This is a genomic window from Gammaproteobacteria bacterium, assembly GCA_041395445.1.
In the GTDB taxonomy this organism is placed as follows: Bacteria; Pseudomonadota; Gammaproteobacteria; order Xanthomonadales; family Marinicellaceae; genus NORP309.
In genome coordinates, this window is record JAWLAO010000003.1 from 62478 (window position 1) to 83344 (window position 20867).

General features: G+C 39.3%; 12 protein-coding genes, 1 tRNA gene and 1 pseudogene. 5 read left to right on the plus strand and 9 right to left on the minus strand.

What is annotated here, in order from left to right:
* Positions 1 to 8: 8 nt before the first annotated feature.
* Together R3F25_05900 and R3F25_05905 are read right to left on the minus strand one after the other, a co-directional pair.
* Complete coding sequence (locus R3F25_05900) at positions 9 to 5414, minus strand: C25 family cysteine peptidase (protein MEZ5496348.1); 5406 nt, start codon at positions 5412 to 5414, stop codon at positions 9 to 11.
* Positions 5415 to 5435: 21 nt separating this feature from the next.
* Positions 5436 to 7520 (minus strand): hypothetical protein, encoded by a 2085-nt coding sequence (locus R3F25_05905; GenBank protein ID MEZ5496349.1) that lies wholly within the window; start codon positions 7518 to 7520, stop codon positions 5436 to 5438.
* A gap of 257 nt (positions 7521 to 7777) precedes the next feature.
* Here R3F25_05905 and nhaC point away from each other — a divergent pair, with 257 nt between their 5' ends.
* Entirely contained in the window at positions 7778 to 9166 is a 1389-nt protein-coding gene (gene nhaC / locus R3F25_05910; GenBank protein MEZ5496350.1) for a Na+/H+ antiporter NhaC, read from the plus strand.
* Here the strand turns inward: nhaC and R3F25_05915 are convergent.
* A complete protein-coding gene (locus R3F25_05915; protein ID MEZ5496351.1) occupies positions 9156 to 10007 on the minus strand; it encodes a neutral zinc metallopeptidase in 852 nt (283 codons plus the stop codon). The genes nhaC and R3F25_05915 overlap by 11 nt on opposite strands.
* A 760-nt stretch (positions 10008 to 10767) precedes the next feature.
* On the opposite strand from R3F25_05915, the gene R3F25_05920 reads away from it, so the two are divergent.
* From R3F25_05920 to R3F25_05930, 3 genes and pseudogenes are all read left to right on the plus strand, one after another.
* Entirely contained in the window at positions 10768 to 11103 is a 336-nt protein-coding gene (locus R3F25_05920; GenBank protein MEZ5496352.1) for a hypothetical protein, read from the plus strand.
* A 52-nt stretch (positions 11104 to 11155) separates the two neighbouring features.
* Positions 11156 to 12338: pseudogene (locus R3F25_05925) on the plus strand (IS3 family transposase).
* 81 nt (positions 12339 to 12419) lie between these two features.
* Positions 12420 to 13274, plus strand: coding sequence for a hypothetical protein (locus R3F25_05930; GenBank protein MEZ5496353.1), 855 nt, complete (start codon positions 12420 to 12422; stop codon positions 13272 to 13274).
* 328 nt (positions 13275 to 13602) lie between these two features.
* On the opposite strand, the gene R3F25_05935 is transcribed toward R3F25_05930, so the two are convergent.
* The 6 genes from R3F25_05935 to R3F25_05960 all read right to left on the minus strand — a co-directional run bounded on the left by R3F25_05935 (position 13603) and on the right by R3F25_05960 (position 18166).
* Positions 13603 to 13678: transfer RNA gene (locus tag R3F25_05935), tRNA-Thr, on the minus strand.
* A 91-nt stretch (positions 13679 to 13769) separates the two neighbouring features.
* Complete coding sequence (locus R3F25_05940) at positions 13770 to 14447, minus strand: hypothetical protein (GenBank protein ID MEZ5496354.1); 678 nt, start codon at positions 14445 to 14447, stop codon at positions 13770 to 13772.
* Positions 14448 to 14496: 49 nt separating this feature from the next.
* Positions 14497 to 15264, minus strand: a complete 768-nt coding sequence (locus R3F25_05945) for a biotin--[acetyl-CoA-carboxylase] ligase (GenBank protein ID MEZ5496355.1) — start codon at positions 15262 to 15264, stop codon at positions 14497 to 14499.
* The gene (locus tag R3F25_05950) at positions 15261 to 15923 is read right to left on the minus strand and encodes a dienelactone hydrolase family protein (GenBank protein MEZ5496356.1); all 663 of its coding nucleotides are present in this window, start codon (positions 15921 to 15923) and stop codon (positions 15261 to 15263) included. The genes R3F25_05945 and R3F25_05950 overlap by 4 nt, the downstream gene beginning before the upstream one ends.
* Positions 15924 to 15996: 73 nt before the next feature.
* The gene (locus R3F25_05955) at positions 15997 to 16608 is read right to left on the minus strand and encodes a hypothetical protein (protein MEZ5496357.1); all 612 of its coding nucleotides are present in this window, start codon (positions 16606 to 16608) and stop codon (positions 15997 to 15999) included.
* A gap of 25 nt (positions 16609 to 16633) precedes the next feature.
* A complete protein-coding gene (locus tag R3F25_05960; GenBank protein ID MEZ5496358.1) occupies positions 16634 to 18166 on the minus strand; it encodes an MFS transporter in 1533 nt (510 codons plus the stop codon).
* A 444-nt stretch (positions 18167 to 18610) separates the two neighbouring features.
* Between R3F25_05960 and R3F25_05965 the strand changes: the two genes are divergently transcribed.
* Positions 18611 to 20851, plus strand: coding sequence for an oligopeptide:H+ symporter (locus R3F25_05965; protein ID MEZ5496359.1), 2241 nt, complete (start codon positions 18611 to 18613; stop codon positions 20849 to 20851).
* The last annotated feature ends 16 nt before the right edge of the window (positions 20852 to 20867 follow it).

The window sequence follows — 20867 nt, forward strand, 5'->3', positions numbered from 1 at the left end:
CCTTTTAGTTAATTACTGATTTTCATCATTGGGTCTCCCAACAAAGTCCAGCCCAATAAAATATCGTAATAATCCGGATAGTTGGCTGCCATTGTTTGTTTGGAATATAAGATAGACTCACCAACGGTGAATCCCGATGTGGTCATATAAGGCAGCAATAAGTTTCCAAAAATTGCCTCATGACTACTCTCTGCTAATGTGCTGGAACCAAGCACAGCAACCGCACCTTTATTCTCCAAACTCATGAACGAATGAGACATGGTATTAAAGGTCGGAAGAACAAAGTAATTATTCCAACAACCAAACTGATTCACCAAAGTCGGTTTGCCGGCATTATTTAATGCCAAAACATCGTCATTATCAAACAAATGTTCAAACGACCATGTACTAGGGCCGGAGTGACCAAAGTAATTTGTAATGGAAACACCGGAGTTGATATTATTAAACAATGCTTGTTGAGCATCAGTTAATTCAATATCTCCGATATAAGCAGAGGTTGATGACCAACTACCAGGAAGAGAAGAGAGCATTGCATTAGAGTGTTGCTCAAAGGAGGAGTCTCTATCACTAGCGAAAATAGCTGTATTGGTATATGCTCTCGAATTATAGCTAAACATCTTGTTAATCATGTTTTGCAACTCAGAAACAGTTCTCACAGGAAGCCTGCCAATTGCCAAATCCGGAATTAAGTCAGAATCAACATCAGCAAACAGTGAGTCAACAGGAGCATAAGAAATCAGACTGTCTGTTTGATAATACATGGTCGGAATAAAGCTGATTGAACCAAGCCCAAGGTTGTCTTTATAATCATAGCTATCTGAACCCACAAGCATAACAGCACTAATATTGGAGCTGTTATAAGTATCTTTAATAAATGATTGAATGCCACGAGCATCTTTACGGAAGTTTGAATAAAGAGCATATACATCTTCAACATTAACGACCAGAACACTCAAACCGTTATTTTGATGATAACTAATTAAAGGTGCAAGCCCGGCTATAAAGTCTGGATGCGAGATAACCAAGTAGTCGTATTGTTGAGATAGGTCAATAGAAGAGGCTGTACCAAGTTCAATTTCAGGAGCAGAGACATTCGAGTTGCTACCCACATAGTATTTGTTGTTTTCAATAAAAGGAAGCGAAAGATTATAACTGCCATTGTCGAAAGTAATCCCTGCATTAGGGAACTCATACAACTCAGAGCCATTCGTCGAATAAGCAAAAAGGTCATCAACACTGAAGCCTTTGGCAACAAATCCAAGTGATTGTCCAACCTCAAAACCATTTTGGAAAATGATATCAGCAGAAACTCCATTGGTAACGACCGGAACAAAAGCCAAACCATCATTGACTGCGACAATTTCTGAAGGATATTTCAATCTGAAATAATCAAGCAACACAAGATCATAATCAGCTCCGGTATCAGCAGGCATGATAAAGTTCAAAGAACTAGCTCCCTGAATCTGAGAATGAGACAGAATTACACTATCACCCAAAACCTTAACGCCATCTGCATAAAGGTCTGAAACAGTATTGCCGTTGATAGAAACCTGTAAATGATGATCCGGATTAAAACTATCCCAAGCCGTTCCGCCCCATGCTGAGTATTCGAGTTCAGCATCAACACCGTTATTCAGAAGATTAGGTAAAGCCAATGGAAAACTCCAATTGCCGGTTGTTTGATAAACAAGCATTGAAGTGTTATACCAAGGGCTGTTAGCAGGGGATGCGAAAGAGTACTTCAAATCTTCAGTTACAGAAGCCTCAGACATGTAATACGCATCCGGATCAACAGTAACTTGTGAGGTGTTATTCACAGGAGCTTTGGCAAGAGAAGAGTCCAATTTCAAAAGATACACGTTTTCATCGGTATATAATGAATCAGCAGGCTTTCCGATAAAGTCAATGTATGAACCGGGAGCAAAAGTGCTATCAGAAGCTTTACGTGCAACCGCTTTATTCTCAAAAGAAACAGCGATATCACTAGCAGCCACACCATTCCAGTCAACACCGGCAGAAAGCAGGTCTTCATAGGTAACCCTTTGTAGTCCTTCAGAACGAACCTTTAATTTAATAAAATCAAAAGACTGAGCTATCAAAGTTTGTCTACTTTGTTGCAAAGTGTTGGAATCGTTAGAAATTTGAACCCAATCAATCGGTGTGACTTGAGGAACTTTGCCATAAGTTTGATTAACCAGATAGGGTCCGTATTTCGCTTTTGTTCCATCCGTTTTTAGCTCTTCAATTTGGTATTGTTCAACACCTTTCATGGTTGAGGAAACGTTATAACTATGTGGTTTGAGCGAGTTTATACCTTTCGCACCAACAACAGAGTTATTCAATTTTTTCCAACTGTTGTTTACCAAACCATATATGTTAAAACCAACAACCCCTGTTTCAGTAGTTGTTGAAAACTCTACAGATGTACCTGAAGCCAAAGATAAAGCCTTGGTAAAGGATAAAGTTATCGGTGTGAGTTGATTGGCACCGAAACGGTAGTCTTCAACTTCGCCGGAAGTGGCAGTACCAATAGGGCTTTCAGTGGCTAAAACAGGCTCTGAATTATAAAAACGGCAACGAGTTTCGAGAAAATCATCACCATTTTGGCCAAAAGTCGAAGAGCCAGGAATGGAAACATTAATATCAACACCTCCGGAAGCAATACTTTGAGCAACAGATTTTTCACCGGCAGCAAAAGTTCCATCATTGTTCCAGTCAAACCAACAAGCAACATATCCGGCAGCATTAGAGTTAATATTTATATTTGCGGTGAGACTACCAACTTCCCAGTTGCCACTAGCAGTAATTCCGTCATCATCAGCATCATCTCCATCCTGAGCAAAGGTGTTATCCGCTGTCCAGTTTGAACCTAAACGAGCTGTTCCACCACCTTCATGTTTTGCAACTCCGTAAGAGCTGGCTAAATCACCATAATCTGCAGGAAGAAGAGTAGCCCCTGTATCATAGGTAGCAATAACACACCATTGATTCAATGTACCTTGAATGATATTGTCGTTATCCGAAACGTTCATTGTCCAGTTTCCGTTAAGGGCTTCGGAATCAAAAGCAGATAATGGGTTGTTTGGTGAAAATGGGCCGGCTCCAATAGCAGGATTTGGTGGGTTATTTACACACTCGCTTTCCACAGGGTTAACAGCTTCGTCATCAAGAACTGTGTCAATATTGTCTCTACTACACCCATTTCCGGAGCCTGCATAGCCAGGTCTATCGATAACATCAACAGAGGTGTTTGCAGGACTGGTTACACCAACAATAAGATCACCAACCCAAGTGTGAGAGATATCTACGCTAATATTGATATCAGTTATGGTTCCTGTTGTGGCAATATTTAAAATATTATCAACACCGTTCGGGTCGTTATCAGGAATAGTTAGGTTCAAGTTGGCAGCAGAACAAAATGTATCAGTAGCAACCCCTGCTCCTCCAACTGTTTCAAACGCAGCCATAGCATAATCTGTTGAACCACAAGAGTCATTTGCTCTTACCCTCCAGTAATAAACAGTACTGTCTGATAATGAAGCACCAGGCGTGTAGCTGTTTGTACCAACATTAGCCGAAGAAACGATATTTGAGAATGCGGGATCAGTTGCAATATCAATGTCATAACTGCTGGCTCCTGATACAGCTGTCCAAGAAAAAGAAGTGTTGATTGCAACACCTGTACTGCCTTCCGTTGGAGAAGAAAGAGTCGGAGTAGATATTGGAAAAATCACATTCAAGCTTACATCAACAGATTTTGTAACTGCGCCTGTGCCGGATGCTTCAACGGTAATCGTGTTTAAACCTGCAGAAGCTGTATTGTCAACACTAAGATTTAGAATAGAGTCTGTTCCGGGAGCTGCTGCCGGTACAAAATTGTTAAGACTAAAACCACCAGTGATTCCTGTTGGCAATACAGGGTTGAAAGCCAGATTGACTGTGTTGCTATAGCCACCAACAGCGGTTGTTGTTAATGTTACAGGGGTGATGGCTGTTGGTCCTGGGTTGACGCAAACATCCTGGCTTAAATTAGTGCCAGAAAAAGAAATATCAGGGTCTGTCACACAAGTAACAGTAACGTTAGTTACATTATTACCGGAGATACTGCCTGACCCGTTTGTCACAGAGCACGTTTGATTTGGGGAACCTGGTTGAGTTAATACAGTTACTGAAAAAGGGTCTAAATCATCAAGGTAAGTTGAGAAAGTGAATGACCCATCTGCTGCAATCGCTAAATCATCTCCTCCATTGTTTTGAAGAACCAATCCGCTACCAACTAATCCTGTAACATTACCACCAACAGTAAACCCTGGCGGACAATGATTTCCTGTATTTACAAAGTTTTCAAACTCAAGCCCCCATCCGTTTAAAGAGCCGCTACCAGCACCATCGTACGGATCTCTTACGACCAATGTCCAGGTTCCATCCGCATTTTCTCCATCAAACGCACTTAAGGGGTTTGATGGTTGATAGGTTCCTCCGTTCCCTGTGGGGTTACATGGCCAAGCAGCAGCAGAGCCCTCATCATCAAGACTAATGTCAATATTGTTTAAATTCCCGCAAGCGGAGTTGTTGTCAGGCTGACTCATTACTGTTACTGTCGTACCTTGGGGAGAAATCAACTGGACGCTTACAGCGCCAACATATGTGTGTGAAATATTAAGGTCAATTACATTCACATCGTTAATATATCCAACGCCGGCAATAGTAAGTTCTGATAAATTATAAGAAGGAGGTGGAGATAAAGGAATGCTTTTTGGAACATCAACACTAGAAAAAACAGCCGTTGTTTGAGTTCCAGGTGTATAAAACCTAAATGTTGAAGAGGCTGGACCATTGCCACATAGGTTTGATGGAGATACTCTCCAGTAATAACAAGACTCGAGAGCCAGAGTGCCAGATGTGGCACTGGTTAAACCATCAACATTGGCTGTGAAGTCAATGCTTCCAAAGGCTGGGTCATCATCGATTTCAACTGTGTAGCTTTGGGCGTTGACTAATGAAGACCAAGAGACACTTGGTGCCAGTGAGGGAGCATAACTATCATTTGCAGGAGATAATAATGAAGGAGCTGAGACAGGAGTATCAAATAATTTGAGAGTTAAGCTTTCAGTATCTACCTTGCTTCCACCATCAGTTGCTGTAACAGTTAATGGATGGGCTCCTGAAGAAGCAGAATTTAAATTTGTGAATTGCAGTGTGGTTGTGTTAGGAAAAGCAATAGGGTTTGCTGAAAAGCCACAACTCGCACCAGTTGGACAACCTGCAACAGACATGGTTGTTGGAGTATTAAAATCATAGCTTAAGGCCAAGTCATAATTGGTTGTATTATCTGCCTTACAAACATTAATATCGTGTTCTGTAGTGTAATCATCAAAAAGAAGAATGTTATGTTCTTTACAGCCAGGAACCATGAAAGACCCAATATAGGTTCTTCAGTCAGCATTAGTATTGGCATTAATATACTCTGTAGTAAACCAAAAAGTACAATTATCGGCAGGGTCAACATCCATTGAAGCATAATCACCCCAACGCCCCGAGGTGTTTGTTTGAGAACCTCCGCCAGCCCTCATAGTTTGTTCTGCTTCTAACACGCCTAAGTCATCTAAGTCGTTATCATGCACAGAATATTTCATAGAAGGAAAAACAACACTAGATGTTGTAGAATACCCTATACCAATGTTTTGAGACTCATCCATTGAGATACTCGGAGAAAAGCGGTGTGTTGTATCAGGGGCATAAGTGCCCTGTTGCCTAAGAGTCCACTGCAAATCAGCAGTATATTTTCTGAATTCAAACCATCTTGGTGCTGTATGACCACCGGGAACAGCAACAGCATTTACACCCCAAACACCAACCAAAGAGCCGTAAATTCCAAAATTACGATACTGAAACCTTTGTTGCGGCCACCACGAATTACTATCGATCAAGGTAGCAGAGGTAGGTTGTTCCAAGCAATTGCCTTCAAAAAAACCACAAACGGTCCAGTTAAAAGGCTCTAATCCCTCATTTGTTGTGATGGCTTGTAGAGTAAAGGTTGAGTTAGCAGGGGTGTTCCAGTCAACATTAAACGAATAAATATCAATACTATCATTGGCGGGAGAAGGATTAAAATATGAATCACCAGAATCTCGAATAGTATAAAAATAACCAGGCTCATCATCAGGAGGAGGAAGCTCCCCATCATTATCTGCGGGTATAAGTAAGTTTTGAAAGTTTTGAAAAAACTGTGCAGGTCGAGCAGGGTTTCCCAGGAGCATGTTTTCTCGATCTATGGCATAGACATCATACCGGTTTTGTTGTCCTGAGTTTGTTCCCATAAAATAGGCATTATTACTGGCAGCAGGCCATACACCTAGCTTGTAGTAGTCGGGAAAGTCTTGTGTAACTACTTGATATAAATTGTAAGTACCCAAAGGGTCGGCAGAAGTAGAAACGGCAAAACAAACAGACTCAGGTGCTCCGGAAACAGCAAATTGAGTTAAAACCCACCGATCAGCTTGTTCATCATAAAGAGCAATAGGGTCACCATCATTATCGGACTCACAACGACCACCAAAACCGTTCCATAAATCATTAATTGGTCCCGGACCAGCCAAACTATTTCCGACTTTATCAAAAATTTGCATTTGAGAATTGACCATTTGTACAATATGATTTGGACCAACAGCAGCTTCTGTATCTGGTGGTAAAACACCATCAATTCGAGGCATCCCCTCAAAACCACCGGAAGGAGCAGGAGTTCTTAACCCTCCTAACTGAGCCTGCTGTCGGGACTGAATTGCTAATTTATCATTTTGTTTGGATCCAATAGTTCCGAACCTTCGTCCGTGTTCGTCATATAGGTTCTCATGGCGAGGTCTGTTAGTTTCTTGAACCTCATTAAAAGGAATAACAACAGAAGTAGAAAGGCTGCTAAGAGGAGCACTAAGTTTAGGCCCAAGCACTTCAATTTCGAAAGAGTTGGAAACCACATTAAAGGAGTTTGTATAGATTTCAGAAGAAAGTGTTACTGCTTGAAAAGAGGAAATGGTAGAGCGGCGTTTATATCCTTTCCAGTGAGAGCCATCATCACCAGACTTTTTGCCTTGTAAAAGTGCCGAAGACTCCTGAGAATGACCGGCAGGTAAAATCCCAACTTTAGGATATAATGCTTTGCCATCAACAACAATCTGCATTTCAACAGTGGGGTTGTTTGCAAAAAAAGCCTGTAAAGAATCAAACCTAGAGGTTTTATCTCTTTTCCCCAACCCCAAAGAGAGTTTTGCCTTGTTGTCTTGAATCGAAACTTTTTTGAATGACTCAGAATAACTGCTTTCTTCTCTATTCTTTGAAAAATATTTGACGATTACTTTGTGATTTTTCTGGTTTGAAAAGTTCTGTTTTTCAGAAAAAACCGCGTTGTACTCCAGAGTTTTCGGAAAGTGTTTTAATTCATTGAGAACACCCTCATTTTGACTGCTCGCAGCAAAAGAGGTGAAGACCAAAAAGGATAAAAAAAGACGAGTGCTGTGTTTCATAATAATTCTCCCTGACATCCTATGTTGTCAAGCCTAAAAAGTTTTTTGAGTATTTAAGCAGGTTCTAATATGCAAATGATAAATCAAATTTATAGAAAAAAGTTGATTGAAAAGTAAAAAATTGAAACAAAGAGGTATTTAGAGCAGCTTTTTAGTGAAAAAACATTTAGTGACAAATAAAAGTAAGTTCATTTCGTGGTTTATAAAGCTGGAAAGAACACGGGTTTTAATTTATGCTATTGCGAAAAAACAGTCAAATGCAAGCAAAACAAAGCTCTTTACCTCATGCCGTTCTCGTTTTCACCATGCTTGTGGTGATGATTTCGGTTGGCTTCTTCAAGATGCAAATATCTTTGCATATCGTCCTCTATTTTGTGCTGATTTGGGCAGCGTTAAATGCCAGAATGCTGGGATATAGTTTTGGCGACATTCGCCGCATGATGAAAGAAAGCATTTCTCGGTCACTTTCAGCAATCTATGTGTTTTTACTGATTGGAATGGTGATTGCTTCATTTATGAAAAGCGGTACTGTTGTTGCTTTGATTTATTATGGTCTGGATTGGATTACTGCTCAGTGGTTTTTGCCGGTTGGGTTGATTTTATCTTGCTTGATGTCTCTGGCAACAGGAACATCATGGGGAACCGTTGGAACATTGGGTGTGGTGTTTATTGGTATTGGCTCGGTATTGAATATACCGTTGCCCTTGGTTGCCGGGATGATTATTTCCGGAGCGACTTTTGGAGACAAGTTATCGCCGGTTTCTGATACTACCAATCTGGCAGCTATGAGCAGCGATACCGACTTATATGATCATATTCACTCTATGTTGTACACTACAATACCAACATTTATTTTGGTTTTCGTCATTTTTGCCTACATGGGCTATAACTCCGATCAAGCGACCTCTTTTGAACAAATCAAACAAACTCAGGATGTTCTGGCAGCTAACTTTAAATTAAATCCGTTTGTGACATTTTTGCCTTTGCTGATTTTGTTTGTTATGAGCATCAAGCGTTTTGCTCCGGAAGTGACAATGACTGCCAGTATAATAGTCGCTACAATTATTGCCATACTCTATCAACAAAAAGACGTTGTTGAAGTCACCAATGCTTTATGGGAAAACACCAAAGGAAACACGGAATCAGAAATGATTAATGACTTGATTGGCAGAGGCGGTCTTTATTCGATGGCGTGGACGCTTTTATTATCAATCATGGCGATCGCCATGGGTGGAATATTACATGGAGCCGGGTTCTTAACGGTTTTGTTAAAAGGAATCATAAAAACCATCAAACGAACCGGAAGTTTAATCTCTGCAACCATCGCAACCGGATTTGTAGGAAATTTGTCAATGGGCGAAACCTACATTGTGATAATTTTAAACAGCCAACTCTATAAAAAAGCCTATCAAGCGAAAAACATCAAAACTTCAGTGTTATCTCGATCGGTTGAGGAAGGTTCTACCTTAACAACGGCTTTAATTCCTTGGAGTACAACCAGTATTTTTTATGCAAAAACACTGGAAGTAGCAACTATGGACTATGCGCCGTATGCGTTGTTAAATTATCTCAACCCAATTCTGGCAATGGCGTTTGCCTATCTAGGAATCGCCATCTTTAAGGAAAAAGCCTCGACTAAAGACTAGCAAAGGTGTCGCATTGACCAATGTCGCCGGTTTGCATGCCTTTTTTCAACCAATGAACTCGTTGAGCCGAAGAGCCATGTGTGAAGGACTCAACATTCACTCTTTGTCCGGCATTTTTCTGCAAGGTATCGTCACCAATCGAAGCTGCTGCTTGCAAGCCTTCTTCAACATCACCCTCTTCCAACCAGCGTTTTTGATTGTGAGAAAGAGCCGCCCAAACACCAGCATAACAATCAGCTTGTAATTCCAGTTTAACCAGATATTGATTGGCATTTCTGGGGTCTTGTTGCTGCATCTGGCGCATTTTTCGTTCCGTTCCGGTGATGTTTTGAATATGATGTCCCACCTCATGAGCAATCACATAAGCCTGAGCAAAATCACCCGGAGCACCCATGCGTCTCAACTGTTGGAAAAAACTGAGAGCCAAATAAAGTTTATGATCTCCCGGACAATAAAAGGGCCCGGTTCTTTCCGAATTAACCCCGCAAGCAGACTGAACATTCCCATTAAAAATAACCATTGATGGAGTTTGATATTTAGCATTTCTTCTTTGGAATTCTGAGTTCCAGGCATCTTCAGTCGATGCCAGAATGGTTGATGCAAAGTCATAAAGCTCTTTTTCCGCCGCCGATTGCTGAACAGGGCCGCTTGACGTTGAAGCGCTCTGTTGTTGAGAACCACCAACCATTTGCAATAAAGCCAAAGGATTCTTTCCGGTGATTACAGAAATGACGATAACAACCACAATCGTTAAAACGCTCATCTTGCCACCGGCACGAACCATTCCGCCGCCTCTTCTGTCTTCTACATTGCTACTTTGTCTCTGACCTTTCCAACGCATCGCTTTTTCCAAAAAATAAACCGACGATTACTTTATCACAAATTTATAAAAACAAAAATTAACTATTGTTAAAACAGACTCACAAAGAAATTAACAAAAGACCATACTAAGCATGACCGAAGTATCTCATCATTAAAAAACATCGTCATTTTGAATTAATTTTAGTATCTCCTAAATCTTCATTGTTTTTATTTAATACTCGAAAAATTCTCCTCTTGAGAGGAGATACAGAGGTGTGTTTTCAAGTTACTTTGTTGCCACCCAACAAAGTAACCAAAAATTCATTTGGAATGAATTTTCATGCAAACCCGTAGGGCGAATATCATGGAAGATATGAGTAAAAAAGGGCGCCCCGATACACCGACCTGCGGTTTCCCTCGGTACTCGCAAAATTTGATGCTCAACAAAAACTCGCTACGCTCAGACACTTGTTTCGCATTCATCAAAATTTTCTCCGTTCCTCGGCGGTGTATAAGGGGTTTTAAAAAGAGCCCTCGTCATACTGAGCGAATTGTACGAACTCCAAGAAATCGAACTATCTCTTTCGTATAAAAACCACCATCTTTTATATAGCGTTTTTCCCAATCTTATACTAGAATAAATACAAACCCCAACCACGCTTTCAAAATTTATTTCAAAAGCCAGGTTAGGGGAGCTGGGCGTATATTCTTTAATAAATTGTAATGTATGCGTTTTCAAATTCTTTATATAAACGATTGCATGTATTGAGATGTTGTGTGACATATTATAACAATAACCTATGACAGACGAAAAGAATATCAAAGAGAACCCTAACCCATTCGACAAGTCTATTGACTCTTTTTTAAATAACATAGAAAGTTTGAGAAGCACCTTCCCTTTAATCATGGGAATTCTACAAATTCAAAAAAAGAAAACAATTGATGATCATAGTAGGTTCCTAAAAGATAATTGTGAGTTTGTTGAATTGGAAGAACACTACCTAATAAAACCGGAAAACTCCAGGAAGAACTTTAAGCTTAAAAAAGCAACCACTAATTCTCACCTTGCAGAGAAAATATTAGCAAGGAACTTCATTGTTTCATTGGTAAGCCAGTTTGATACTGTAGTGGTCTAATAAACTCGGACACATTTTTAGCCTATATAATACTGAAAACAAAGGTTAGATAATGTCAAAGAAACAAAGATTATCATTTACGGTTGAGCAGCGTCGTGATTATGCCAAATTGATGGTTGAAGAAGGTTATACCTACAAGCAAGTCATGGATATATCAGGTGCAGGTCAAACAGCGGTCAGTCGCTGGAAAAAGCAATATATTGATGAAATTCACGGAAAAACACCCCAAGGAACTCAAGCAATGACAGCTGAGCAACAAGAAATCCAAAGGCTGAAAAGAATTATGGCGTGCCAAAAGAGACAATGAAATACTAAAAAAGGCCGCAGCCATCTTTGTTCGAAAGGATTAAGTCAAATGATTAAAAAAATAAAGATGGCGCACCCAAAATATCAGACCAAAGAACTTTGCGAGAAGTGTTTAGCGTTCCAACCAGTACGTATTACGACCAAGTCAAAGAAAAGCCCATATCTGCGAAAAAGCAACAAATGCTTCGTATCATCAAACAAACGGCTATTGAAACCAATCACAGTTACGGCAAACGCAGAATGAAAAAGCAACTAAACAATGAAGGATTCAATATTGGCAAATACAAAGCAGCCAGTCTCATGAAAGAGGGAAACATTGTAGCAATCAGGCCTAAGAAAAAGCACCAATACCCTGATGGTGGCATCAGTAATACAAAAGTTGGAAACGTCTTAAATCGACAGTTTAATCAGCCACAGGCCAACACTCATTGGGTCACAGACATCACTTATATACGAAACCACCAATGCTGGAGTTACCTGGCTGCCGTACTTGATTTGGGTGCCAAAGAAATTGTAGGCTGGGCACTGTCAAAGACACCAGATGCACAGCTTGCCACCTTGGCATTGAAAAATGCCATCAATCGTAAGCGACCAATGACCAGCAACTTGCTGGTTCATTCAGATCAAGGCACGCAATACACATCAAACATGTTTGATGTGTATTGCGACCAACTCAAAATAATCAGAAGTATGAGCCGCAGAGGTAATTGTTGGGACAATGCAGTTATGGAACGTTTTTTTAGAAATCTGAAAACAGAAGGTTGAACACATTAAGCTTTATTAATCATGAAGCAGTGATTGCTGAAGTTGAGAGTTATATCTACTTTTACAACTACAAAAGGCTGAACTCAGCAATTGGATACACAACACCAAACAAAAAATATAACGAATTAAAAAAGCAGCCTAAAAATGTGTCCGGAAAAACTTGACCATTACATACATATATAGGTGACTTGATGCGGTGTGTCTTTGATATAAAGCCACATATTATTGACGCATCAGAAAGAAAATTGACATATTCTGACTTAAGAGCCTTTGATACGATTGAAAATGCTCAAGAGTATATAGTCGAAAAAGAAATTGAATCAGTTCTTCGAGATAGCCATTCTGAACAATTTAGTTGGTTTGAAAGAAAACTGAGTCTTAAACTTAGAAGTGATTTACCTGCTTGGAAAGGCTTTGTAGAACTTATACAAAGGAGAAACATATTTGTTCATAATGATGGTAAAGTTTCAACTCAATACTTAAATGTTTGCAAAGAGCATAAAGTTGATCTGTCTAAAGATTTAAAGGCTGGAGATAGTTTGCCAGTAAGCCAAAATTACTTTGAAAAAGCGTTTGACTGTTTGTTTGAAATAAGTTTAAAACTGAATCAGGTTCTTAGGAGAAACTTACAACCAGACCAGCTAGAGAAGGCTGATGAGTCATTTATGAATATAACCTTCGAACTTATCCAAAACAAACAATATAAGCTTGCAGAAATCATGTTTGAGTTTGAAGATAAGTATATCAAGAATTACTCGAATCAAGATACTGAATTAAGAATCCTTTTAAATCGAGCACAGACTTATAAGTGGCTAGGGGATTCTGATAAGTGCAATGAAATAATAAAATCTAGAGATTGGTCTGCTTGTGGAGAGATTCTGAAACTAGGAAGTTATGTCCTTCTAGAAGAGTTTGAATTAGCCTCAGAATCAATGAAAATAATTGGCGACAATGAAAAAATCATTCACAAATCTTCATATACGGATTGGCCAATATTTAAGGACTTCATTCATAGAGATGAATTCAAAACAGCATTTAAAGAAATCTACAAAACAAATGTAGAATTAAAAGAAAAAAACGCCACACGACACACTCTATGAGAACGGGCATCTTGCCAAACACTACAATCATAGCCAAACCGCAAAACCAACACTAACTTAGAAAGCAGAGGTGGCTGATTTAAACAACCTAAACACACCCTTGTATCTCCTCTCAAGAGGAGACTTTCAACGAGTTCCAGGTTAAAACAAGGAATATTGAGGAGATGCTGAAATAAATTCAGCATGACGATGTTCTTTAATATTTCTAGTTTGATAAAATGGCTAGTAAAGCAAACGGCTAATAAAAAAACATGAAACAGTGAAATGCTTGTATTTGTTGATTTATAAGGGTCTGAGAACCATCTTGAAACACCCTGAAACAGGTAGATGGTGCCGGCACGCGGAGTCGAACTGCGGACCTACTGATTACAAGTCAGTTGCTCTACCATCTGAGCTATGCCGGCATTTGAGGGGATGCAGTATAGATAAAAGCAAAATTAAATTCAACAGGTTTTTGAAATTTTATAGTGAAAAAACAGGTTTTGAATAATGCAATTACCAGTTGCATTCCACGCGGTTTAATTCGGCCTCGATATTGAGTTCGGCAGGAGTTGGCAGAACACTCACTTGATCAGCAACAACTGTAAAATCAAGCCAAAACTCGGGCCATTGTTCAATTCGTGTTTGTTTTTGGGCGTTAAAGCCATATCTTTGTAGTTCTTGGATACGGGCATCGGCATTCTGCTGTTCTCGATAAAGCCCTAAGGAAATGGCGTTTTCATCATTTCCACCGGTCACTAAATAGAAATCAGAAATGCTGTAATCTGAAAGTTTTCGGACATTTTCCAGTGCGAGTTCACGAGTGCTTGCAGGTGGAAGATAAACCCATACACCGGCTTCTTGTGAGGAAACAATTTTTCGGGTTCTAATTTTTAGCACGCTACTTTTTAGAGAGTCTAATACCGGCAGTGTTTGAGATTGTGCCGGAAATGGTCCGAGTGAAAAACACTCTTGGGAAAAAGGTTTTTCAACAGTTTCGTTTTGAGATTGCTTTTCTTTCTCGCTTTCCCAAATCGTTGATTGGGTGTCTATTTCGTTTAACAGTACAAGTTTTTGCACTCCGTTATCCGTTGCTTTAAAGACTGGTTTTTTAGGCGTGTTTTGTCGGGCATAAAGAAAGATGCCAATATTTGATAATACTGTGAGTAAAAACAAAACTCGAATGAAAAACATGATTTGGATAAAGCCTCATTGATGTCGAGATGTTAACCGATTTTATAAATTAGTCAACCTTTCTCATGCTTACTTCTCCGGCTGAAATGGTTTTAGTTTCGTTGCCTATTTTTACCAGAAGCTCTCCTTTGGAGGTGATATTGAGATATTTTGCTAGGGTATGACTGTCTCCTTGAATGATTTGAACCAGTTGATTCCTGAATTTGTCATACTGATTCCAAACAGACATGAGACGGCTCAGTCTATAGTTGTTAAATTCCTCAAAAGTTTTTTCCAGCTGGATAATTAATTGTGCAACAAAGTTTGTTTTGTCTAAATTATTCGTTGGAATGTTCATATATTTTTGGGAAATATCTTGTTGCAACGATTGATCGACACTCCAGTTTAAACCGATACCGACAATGGCTCGGCTGTTTGTTTGATTCCCGCTGGCTTCAATTAGGATTCCACCAACTTTACCGGTATCACCGTAAATATCGTTAGGCCATTTTAAAAAGAAGCCCTCGATACCAAAATGATTGAAGGTGTTGATAACAGCCACTGCAACTGCAATGTTCAACCCGGCAAGTTCCGCAAGAGGAACTTGAAACCGATGGCTCACGCTTAATGCAATGGATTGTCCACTAGGTGTTATCCAGGTTTTACCACGACGACCCCGACCGTTGGTTTGGTGATCAGCTAGAAAAATTTCATCTGAGTTTGTCTGATTTGCAAGCAGGTTGGTTGATTCAGTGGATGTATAGAAATTTATTTTTTTGTTGATGTTTTGGGCTTTTAGTAATTTTTCCAATCGAGGTAAATCATAAACATCGCTCATGACTTTGGAATAATCTTTTTCTCAATCCAAGTTTTAATATCCATAATTTCATCCATTGATGCACCATGTTGTATCGGATATTCGTGCCAATCAATCGTATAACCGGCATTTTGGAGAGTGTTTCTTGAGGATTGTCCTAATACGAACGGAACAACCGGATCAAAACTTCCGTGAGCCATAAAAATAGGTGTATTTATGTTTGCGCTATTTTTTTTGTCCAATGATTCAGGTATTGGCAAATAGCAGGACAAGGCAATAATTCCGGCTAATTTTTGCGGGTAGTTCGTTCCGATTTGTAAACTCATGGCTCCGCCTTGAGAAAACCCGGCCAGTATGATTTGTTCCTGTTTAAAGCCATCATTAATTTGTTGGTCAATAAGTTCATAAATTAGTTTTTCAGAGGCGAGAATCCCTTGTTTGTCAGGTTGTTTGCCAATATCCATCATTTTAATATCATACCAGGCACGCATAACCATTCCGCCATTGATAGTGACCGGAATCTTGGGGGCATGAGGAAAAATAAATTTGATATCAAAACCGGGGATTTTAAATTGTGGCACAACCGGTGCAAAATCATTTCCATCAGCTCCTAGCCCATGCAACCAAATAACTACGAATTTCGGGTTTTCCCCTGTTTGAGCAATGACGCTTTGTAACATTGTTCTGACCTTAATTGCGAAAAAAGCAGTTTATCTTAAAATAGCTATTTTTACACGTTCAGTATTAGAAGTTTTATTTATAAACCACATACTCGAAATAAAAATAGAGGTTTTCTACAGAGTTTTCTCCCGAAACAAGATTTGCCTTGGCGGTTGTTGGTAAGGCGGTTGAATTATCGAACTTGATTTCATACGCTCCTTCTGCGCCCAAACAGGGGTCGGAAAAATAGCGAACATGGGACTCTTTGAAATCAATTTTGCTATTCAGTTTTTTATCGAGAGACTCTTGAGTTGTGGCTAGTTGTTTTTCAAACTCAGATTGATCTTCGCTCAGCTCCTGAGCAAATGAAGTTTCTTTTTTTGAACTTTTTTCAACCCAACCCCAATCGACAAGTTTATTGTTTTCGTATTTATAAAAAGACGAACTACCCATTCGATTCAAATCATATCCGACCAAACTTCCATTAGTATCAAAAGAACTTAAGGCTTTGTAACATGTTTGAGTTGCCAGATTGGCTGTTGTTATCTCCGTTGATGCAACTGTCATACGAACGCCCAAAATCGCTTGTTCTTTGAGAGTTGCTTTATCAAAATATTGCAACTCATCAAAAGATATTTTTTCTTCAGCTTCTGCAAAAATACTAAAAACAGCAAATATAGTAAGAAAAATCAACCGCTTAATCATTTTTTCCACCTATGAATAACTGAGCCTAAGCCAGATTCTGTTTGTGCATTGAATAAATCCAACGGGCATATAAAAATAGTCCTACGCAAGTAATTATGCCGATTCCTCCCATGATATACCAAACCATACCTATATTATGAGTGTCATATAAGGTTTGTGTGAGTTGTGATGCCGGCAAATTAGTAAACTCAACTAATTTATCAAAGGCTTCGCCTTGAGGTATTTGCTCAATCAAGTTTTGAGCCATTCCTTTCTCGGCTAACAATTCTCTGGAAAAAGAGTCCTTTGAGGCAAAAGCGTGATATAAAGAAGGTCCCAACTTTCCTTCCAAAGTCCAGCCGATTCCCAGAGGCAACTGAGTGAACCCCAAATACATTGCTGTTTTATCCGGAGGAGCGATATTACCGATAAATTCAGAGCTTTTCGGACTAGACAGCATTTCTCCAACAGAAAAGATAAGAATTCCGATTACGCAAAACCATGCCCAGCTGAAAGAACCAATTAAAAATAATGCAGCTGTTGCCAGCATTGTACCAACAAGCATTGAGGTCGGTGCTCGCATTTTTGCACTGAGTGCAGCAAACAAAAAGCATGTAATCATTATTAACCCTGCATTGAGATTTAAAAGACCTTCAGGGCTGATACTTGTACTCGAGTTCATACCCAATAGAAAATTCCATGCTGAGTTTGAAGTTCCGGCTGGCCCAAAAAGATCTTGCACAATGGTACTGGTGTCAACCCAGTCATCAATATGAGCCGGTAATACATCGAACAACGCATTAAACATAAACCAGAACCCAGAAAAAATAATCATATAATAAAACAAAACCGGATTTTTTAACTCGTGAAGAGCTTCTTTCCATAATGGCTCGGACTTTTCACCTGATTGCTTTCTCCTTTTAGCAGCTTCAAGCCTTTCTTCTTTACCCGGCTCTTTGTACATTAACAAAAATAAGAAGTTAATGCTGATGATAGCGGCACAAACAAAAAACACATTTTCCCAAGCCAAAAGTCTTAGCTGAGCAGCAACCAAAGGCCCTAACCAACCACCAATATTAACTGTTTGATAAAAAACACCCCAAGCCATCGAGCTGTTTTTACGGTTGGTTGATTTGACGATGGTACCTTGTATGCCTGGTTTAAAAATACCTGTTCCTGTGGCAAGGACTACAGCACCGGCAAAGAAACCCCAGTATGTAGCGTAGAATCCCATAATAAGATAACCAATTATTTTCAATACTGTTGAAGCAAAAATGGTTTGTTTGTAACCATATCTGTCAGAAAGTCCGCCGGTAAAAACAGGGATAAAACTCTGTAAAAGAGCCCACACCATCAATATAGTACCAAATTCATTGAGGTTTATACCTAACCCTCCGGCAGAAACCGGATCTTTAGCATAAAGCGTTGCTGTTGCTTTAACGCCATAATAAGCCAGTCTTTCGACCAGCTCCATTCCGCCACAAATCCAGAAAACATAACTCAAACTCGCTAATGAAGCAAAAAGCCCCAGTTGTTTGATGTCATTTGTGCTCGTACTATTCTCATTGTGATTAGTCATAATTGGTACTTTATTATTTGAAACGCAAAAGAGGATACCTGCTCAAAAAAGAAAAGTAAATGTTTTTATTATTCAAGACATTTATCAACTCCTTTAACAAATGAAAATGTAACAACTTTCAAGAAAAACACTCAACACAAGTCCTGATGCACCTGAAAACGAGAAAAAACACTTATCGCAATCAGGTGACTACAGCTTTTTCTCGTTTCCTATGCATCAGTTACTTACACTCCTAAACGCATTTCTATATCGAGATTTGGGATTTTGAAAATGTTTCAACTTTCAAGAAAAACACTCAACAGACAAAAGATGAAAGCTGTATTTTCAGATAATCACGCTGATTTATTTATTAAAATTTGTCGCGAAAGCGGTTGATACTGGTATACTGGCTTCTTTTTTAATAAATGCACTTCATGCATTGAATATTAATTTTAGGGGATTTTTATGACTACTGAAACAACGGCAGAAAATGCTTTTGATAAAGGCGACTTGCTTTGGGGACACCCCAAAGGTCTTTATGTGTGTTTTGCTACTGAGCTATGGGAACGTTTTTCATTCTATGGAATGAAGTTTTTGCTTTTACTATATCTCACAAAGTATCACTTGTTTTCCGATGTTGGGGGGCTTGAGGTCGTCGGCTCATATGCCGGTCTGGTTTATGCTCTTCCTCTGATTGGGGGGTTGTTAGCTGACAGATATCTGGGGATGAGAAAAGCTGTGCTTTTTGGCGGCGTTTTACTTGTTCTGGGTCACTTGTTGATGGCGGTAGAAGGAACTCAGGCGTCAATGGTTAATGGCGAAGTGGTCAGAGATCAGTTCGCTATCAATGTTTTTTATTTAGCATTGTCCTTGATTGTAGTTGGCGTTGGGTTTTTAAAACCAAACATTTCGACAATTGTTGGACAACTTTATCCTGAGAATGACCCTAGAAGAGACTCGGGTTTCACTATTTTCTATCAAGGCATCAACATTGGTTCATTTGTCGCAACAATTATTTGTGCTTGGTTAGGAGAGACTTACGGTTGGTCTTATGGTTTTGGTGCTGCCGGTATGGGTATGCTCATTGGTTTAGTCACTTTTATGTGGGGACAAAAGTACCTTTACGGATATGCTGAACCTCATGACCCTGCGATTCTAAAGCAATCATTTCTCGGTCCAATCAATAAGGAATGGGGGATTTATATAGTTTCTATTTTATCTTTAGGCGTTGTTTGGTTGCTTGTACAAAAAATTGCTGTGGTATTTTTTACTCAGAATATCTTCTTAGTTGGCTCAATCGTTGGTTTGGTATTCTACTCAATGTTTTATAAAAATAACGATCACGATCAAGGATTGGCAAAAGTCTTTATGGCAATATTATTGGTATTGGGATTGATTACAATGCTGAGTGTAACAACCGATCATTTTCCAAACTCAATATTTGGAACAGTTGGAGTATTTAATACATTTGCAGAGTATATGGTTCCATTGGCATGGATTCTTTTTGGTGCAGTTGTTGGTTTCATAATTTATGGATTCATGATGACCAATCATGAAGAGTATTCAAGAATGGTTGTTTTGATTATTCTTATAACATCGACAATAGTCTTCTGGGCACTTTTTGAGCAGTCAGCAGGTTCAATGACTCTATTCGCTGATAGGGTTGTAGATAGGAAAATTATCAACTCTTCTTTTGGTTCAGCAGATGTTTGGATTTTTTACTTGGTTGGTGGAGCGTTTGTTTTTCTGGCTGCTCTTGGCTTGTTATCTGCTAATAAACACAGAAAACTTCATAATACCGGGATGAAGCCCATTGTTTTACCGATTGTAATTGTTGGTGGGTTGATTGCTGCTTTAGGTTTAGGGAAATTAGCATATAGTAGTGGTATGACATGGGTTGGTCATTTGTCATATCTTGGTATTTTTATTTTGTTGCTGGTAGCTGTTATTGTGGCGATTTCATTAGCATTTATTTTGATTGGCTTTTTCTTTGAAAAAGATAAAACAAATACAGTTACAGCAGTGGATTCAAGTACATCATCTGCAAGCCTTGGTGTACTTTCAACCACTTTGTTATTTCTTGGTGCAGGAATTATATACTATGGAGTTTCTTCATTTGGCTCTTTACCAGAAGGAGAATTAAAACCATTGGTATTTGAGCCTACAGCGGGACAATTCGGATCATTAAATGCTTTGTTTATTTTCACATTGGCTCCTGTTTTTGCGGCATTATGGATAAAACTTGGTAAAAGAAACATGGATCCTTCAACTCCTGTGAAATTCAGCTTAGGCTTGATTCAGGTTGGTCTGGGATTTGGTGCTCTTTTATTGGGAGCGATGTTCCCCGGCGAGTCTGGTAAAGTAGCGTGGTTATGGTTAGCATTGGCTTATTTGATTCATACGACTGCTGAGTTGAGCTTATCTCCTGTTGGTTTGTCTGCAGTAACAAAATTATCTATTAAGAGCGTTGTGAGTATGGTTATGGGAGTTTGGTTCCTGGCAACAGCATTGTCTGAAGTTGTTGCCGCATTGCTTGCAAAAATTGCTGCGTTAGATACCGAAGAACTCAATACCTTGACAGTCGTTGAGCAACTGGACAAATACAATGAGCTTTGGATGACCTTGATATATCTTGGTGTTGGTCTGGGCTTGTTCATGTTAATTATTTCTCCTTTCTTGAAAAAAGGCATGAAGGGCATACATTAATAAGCAGATAATTTGC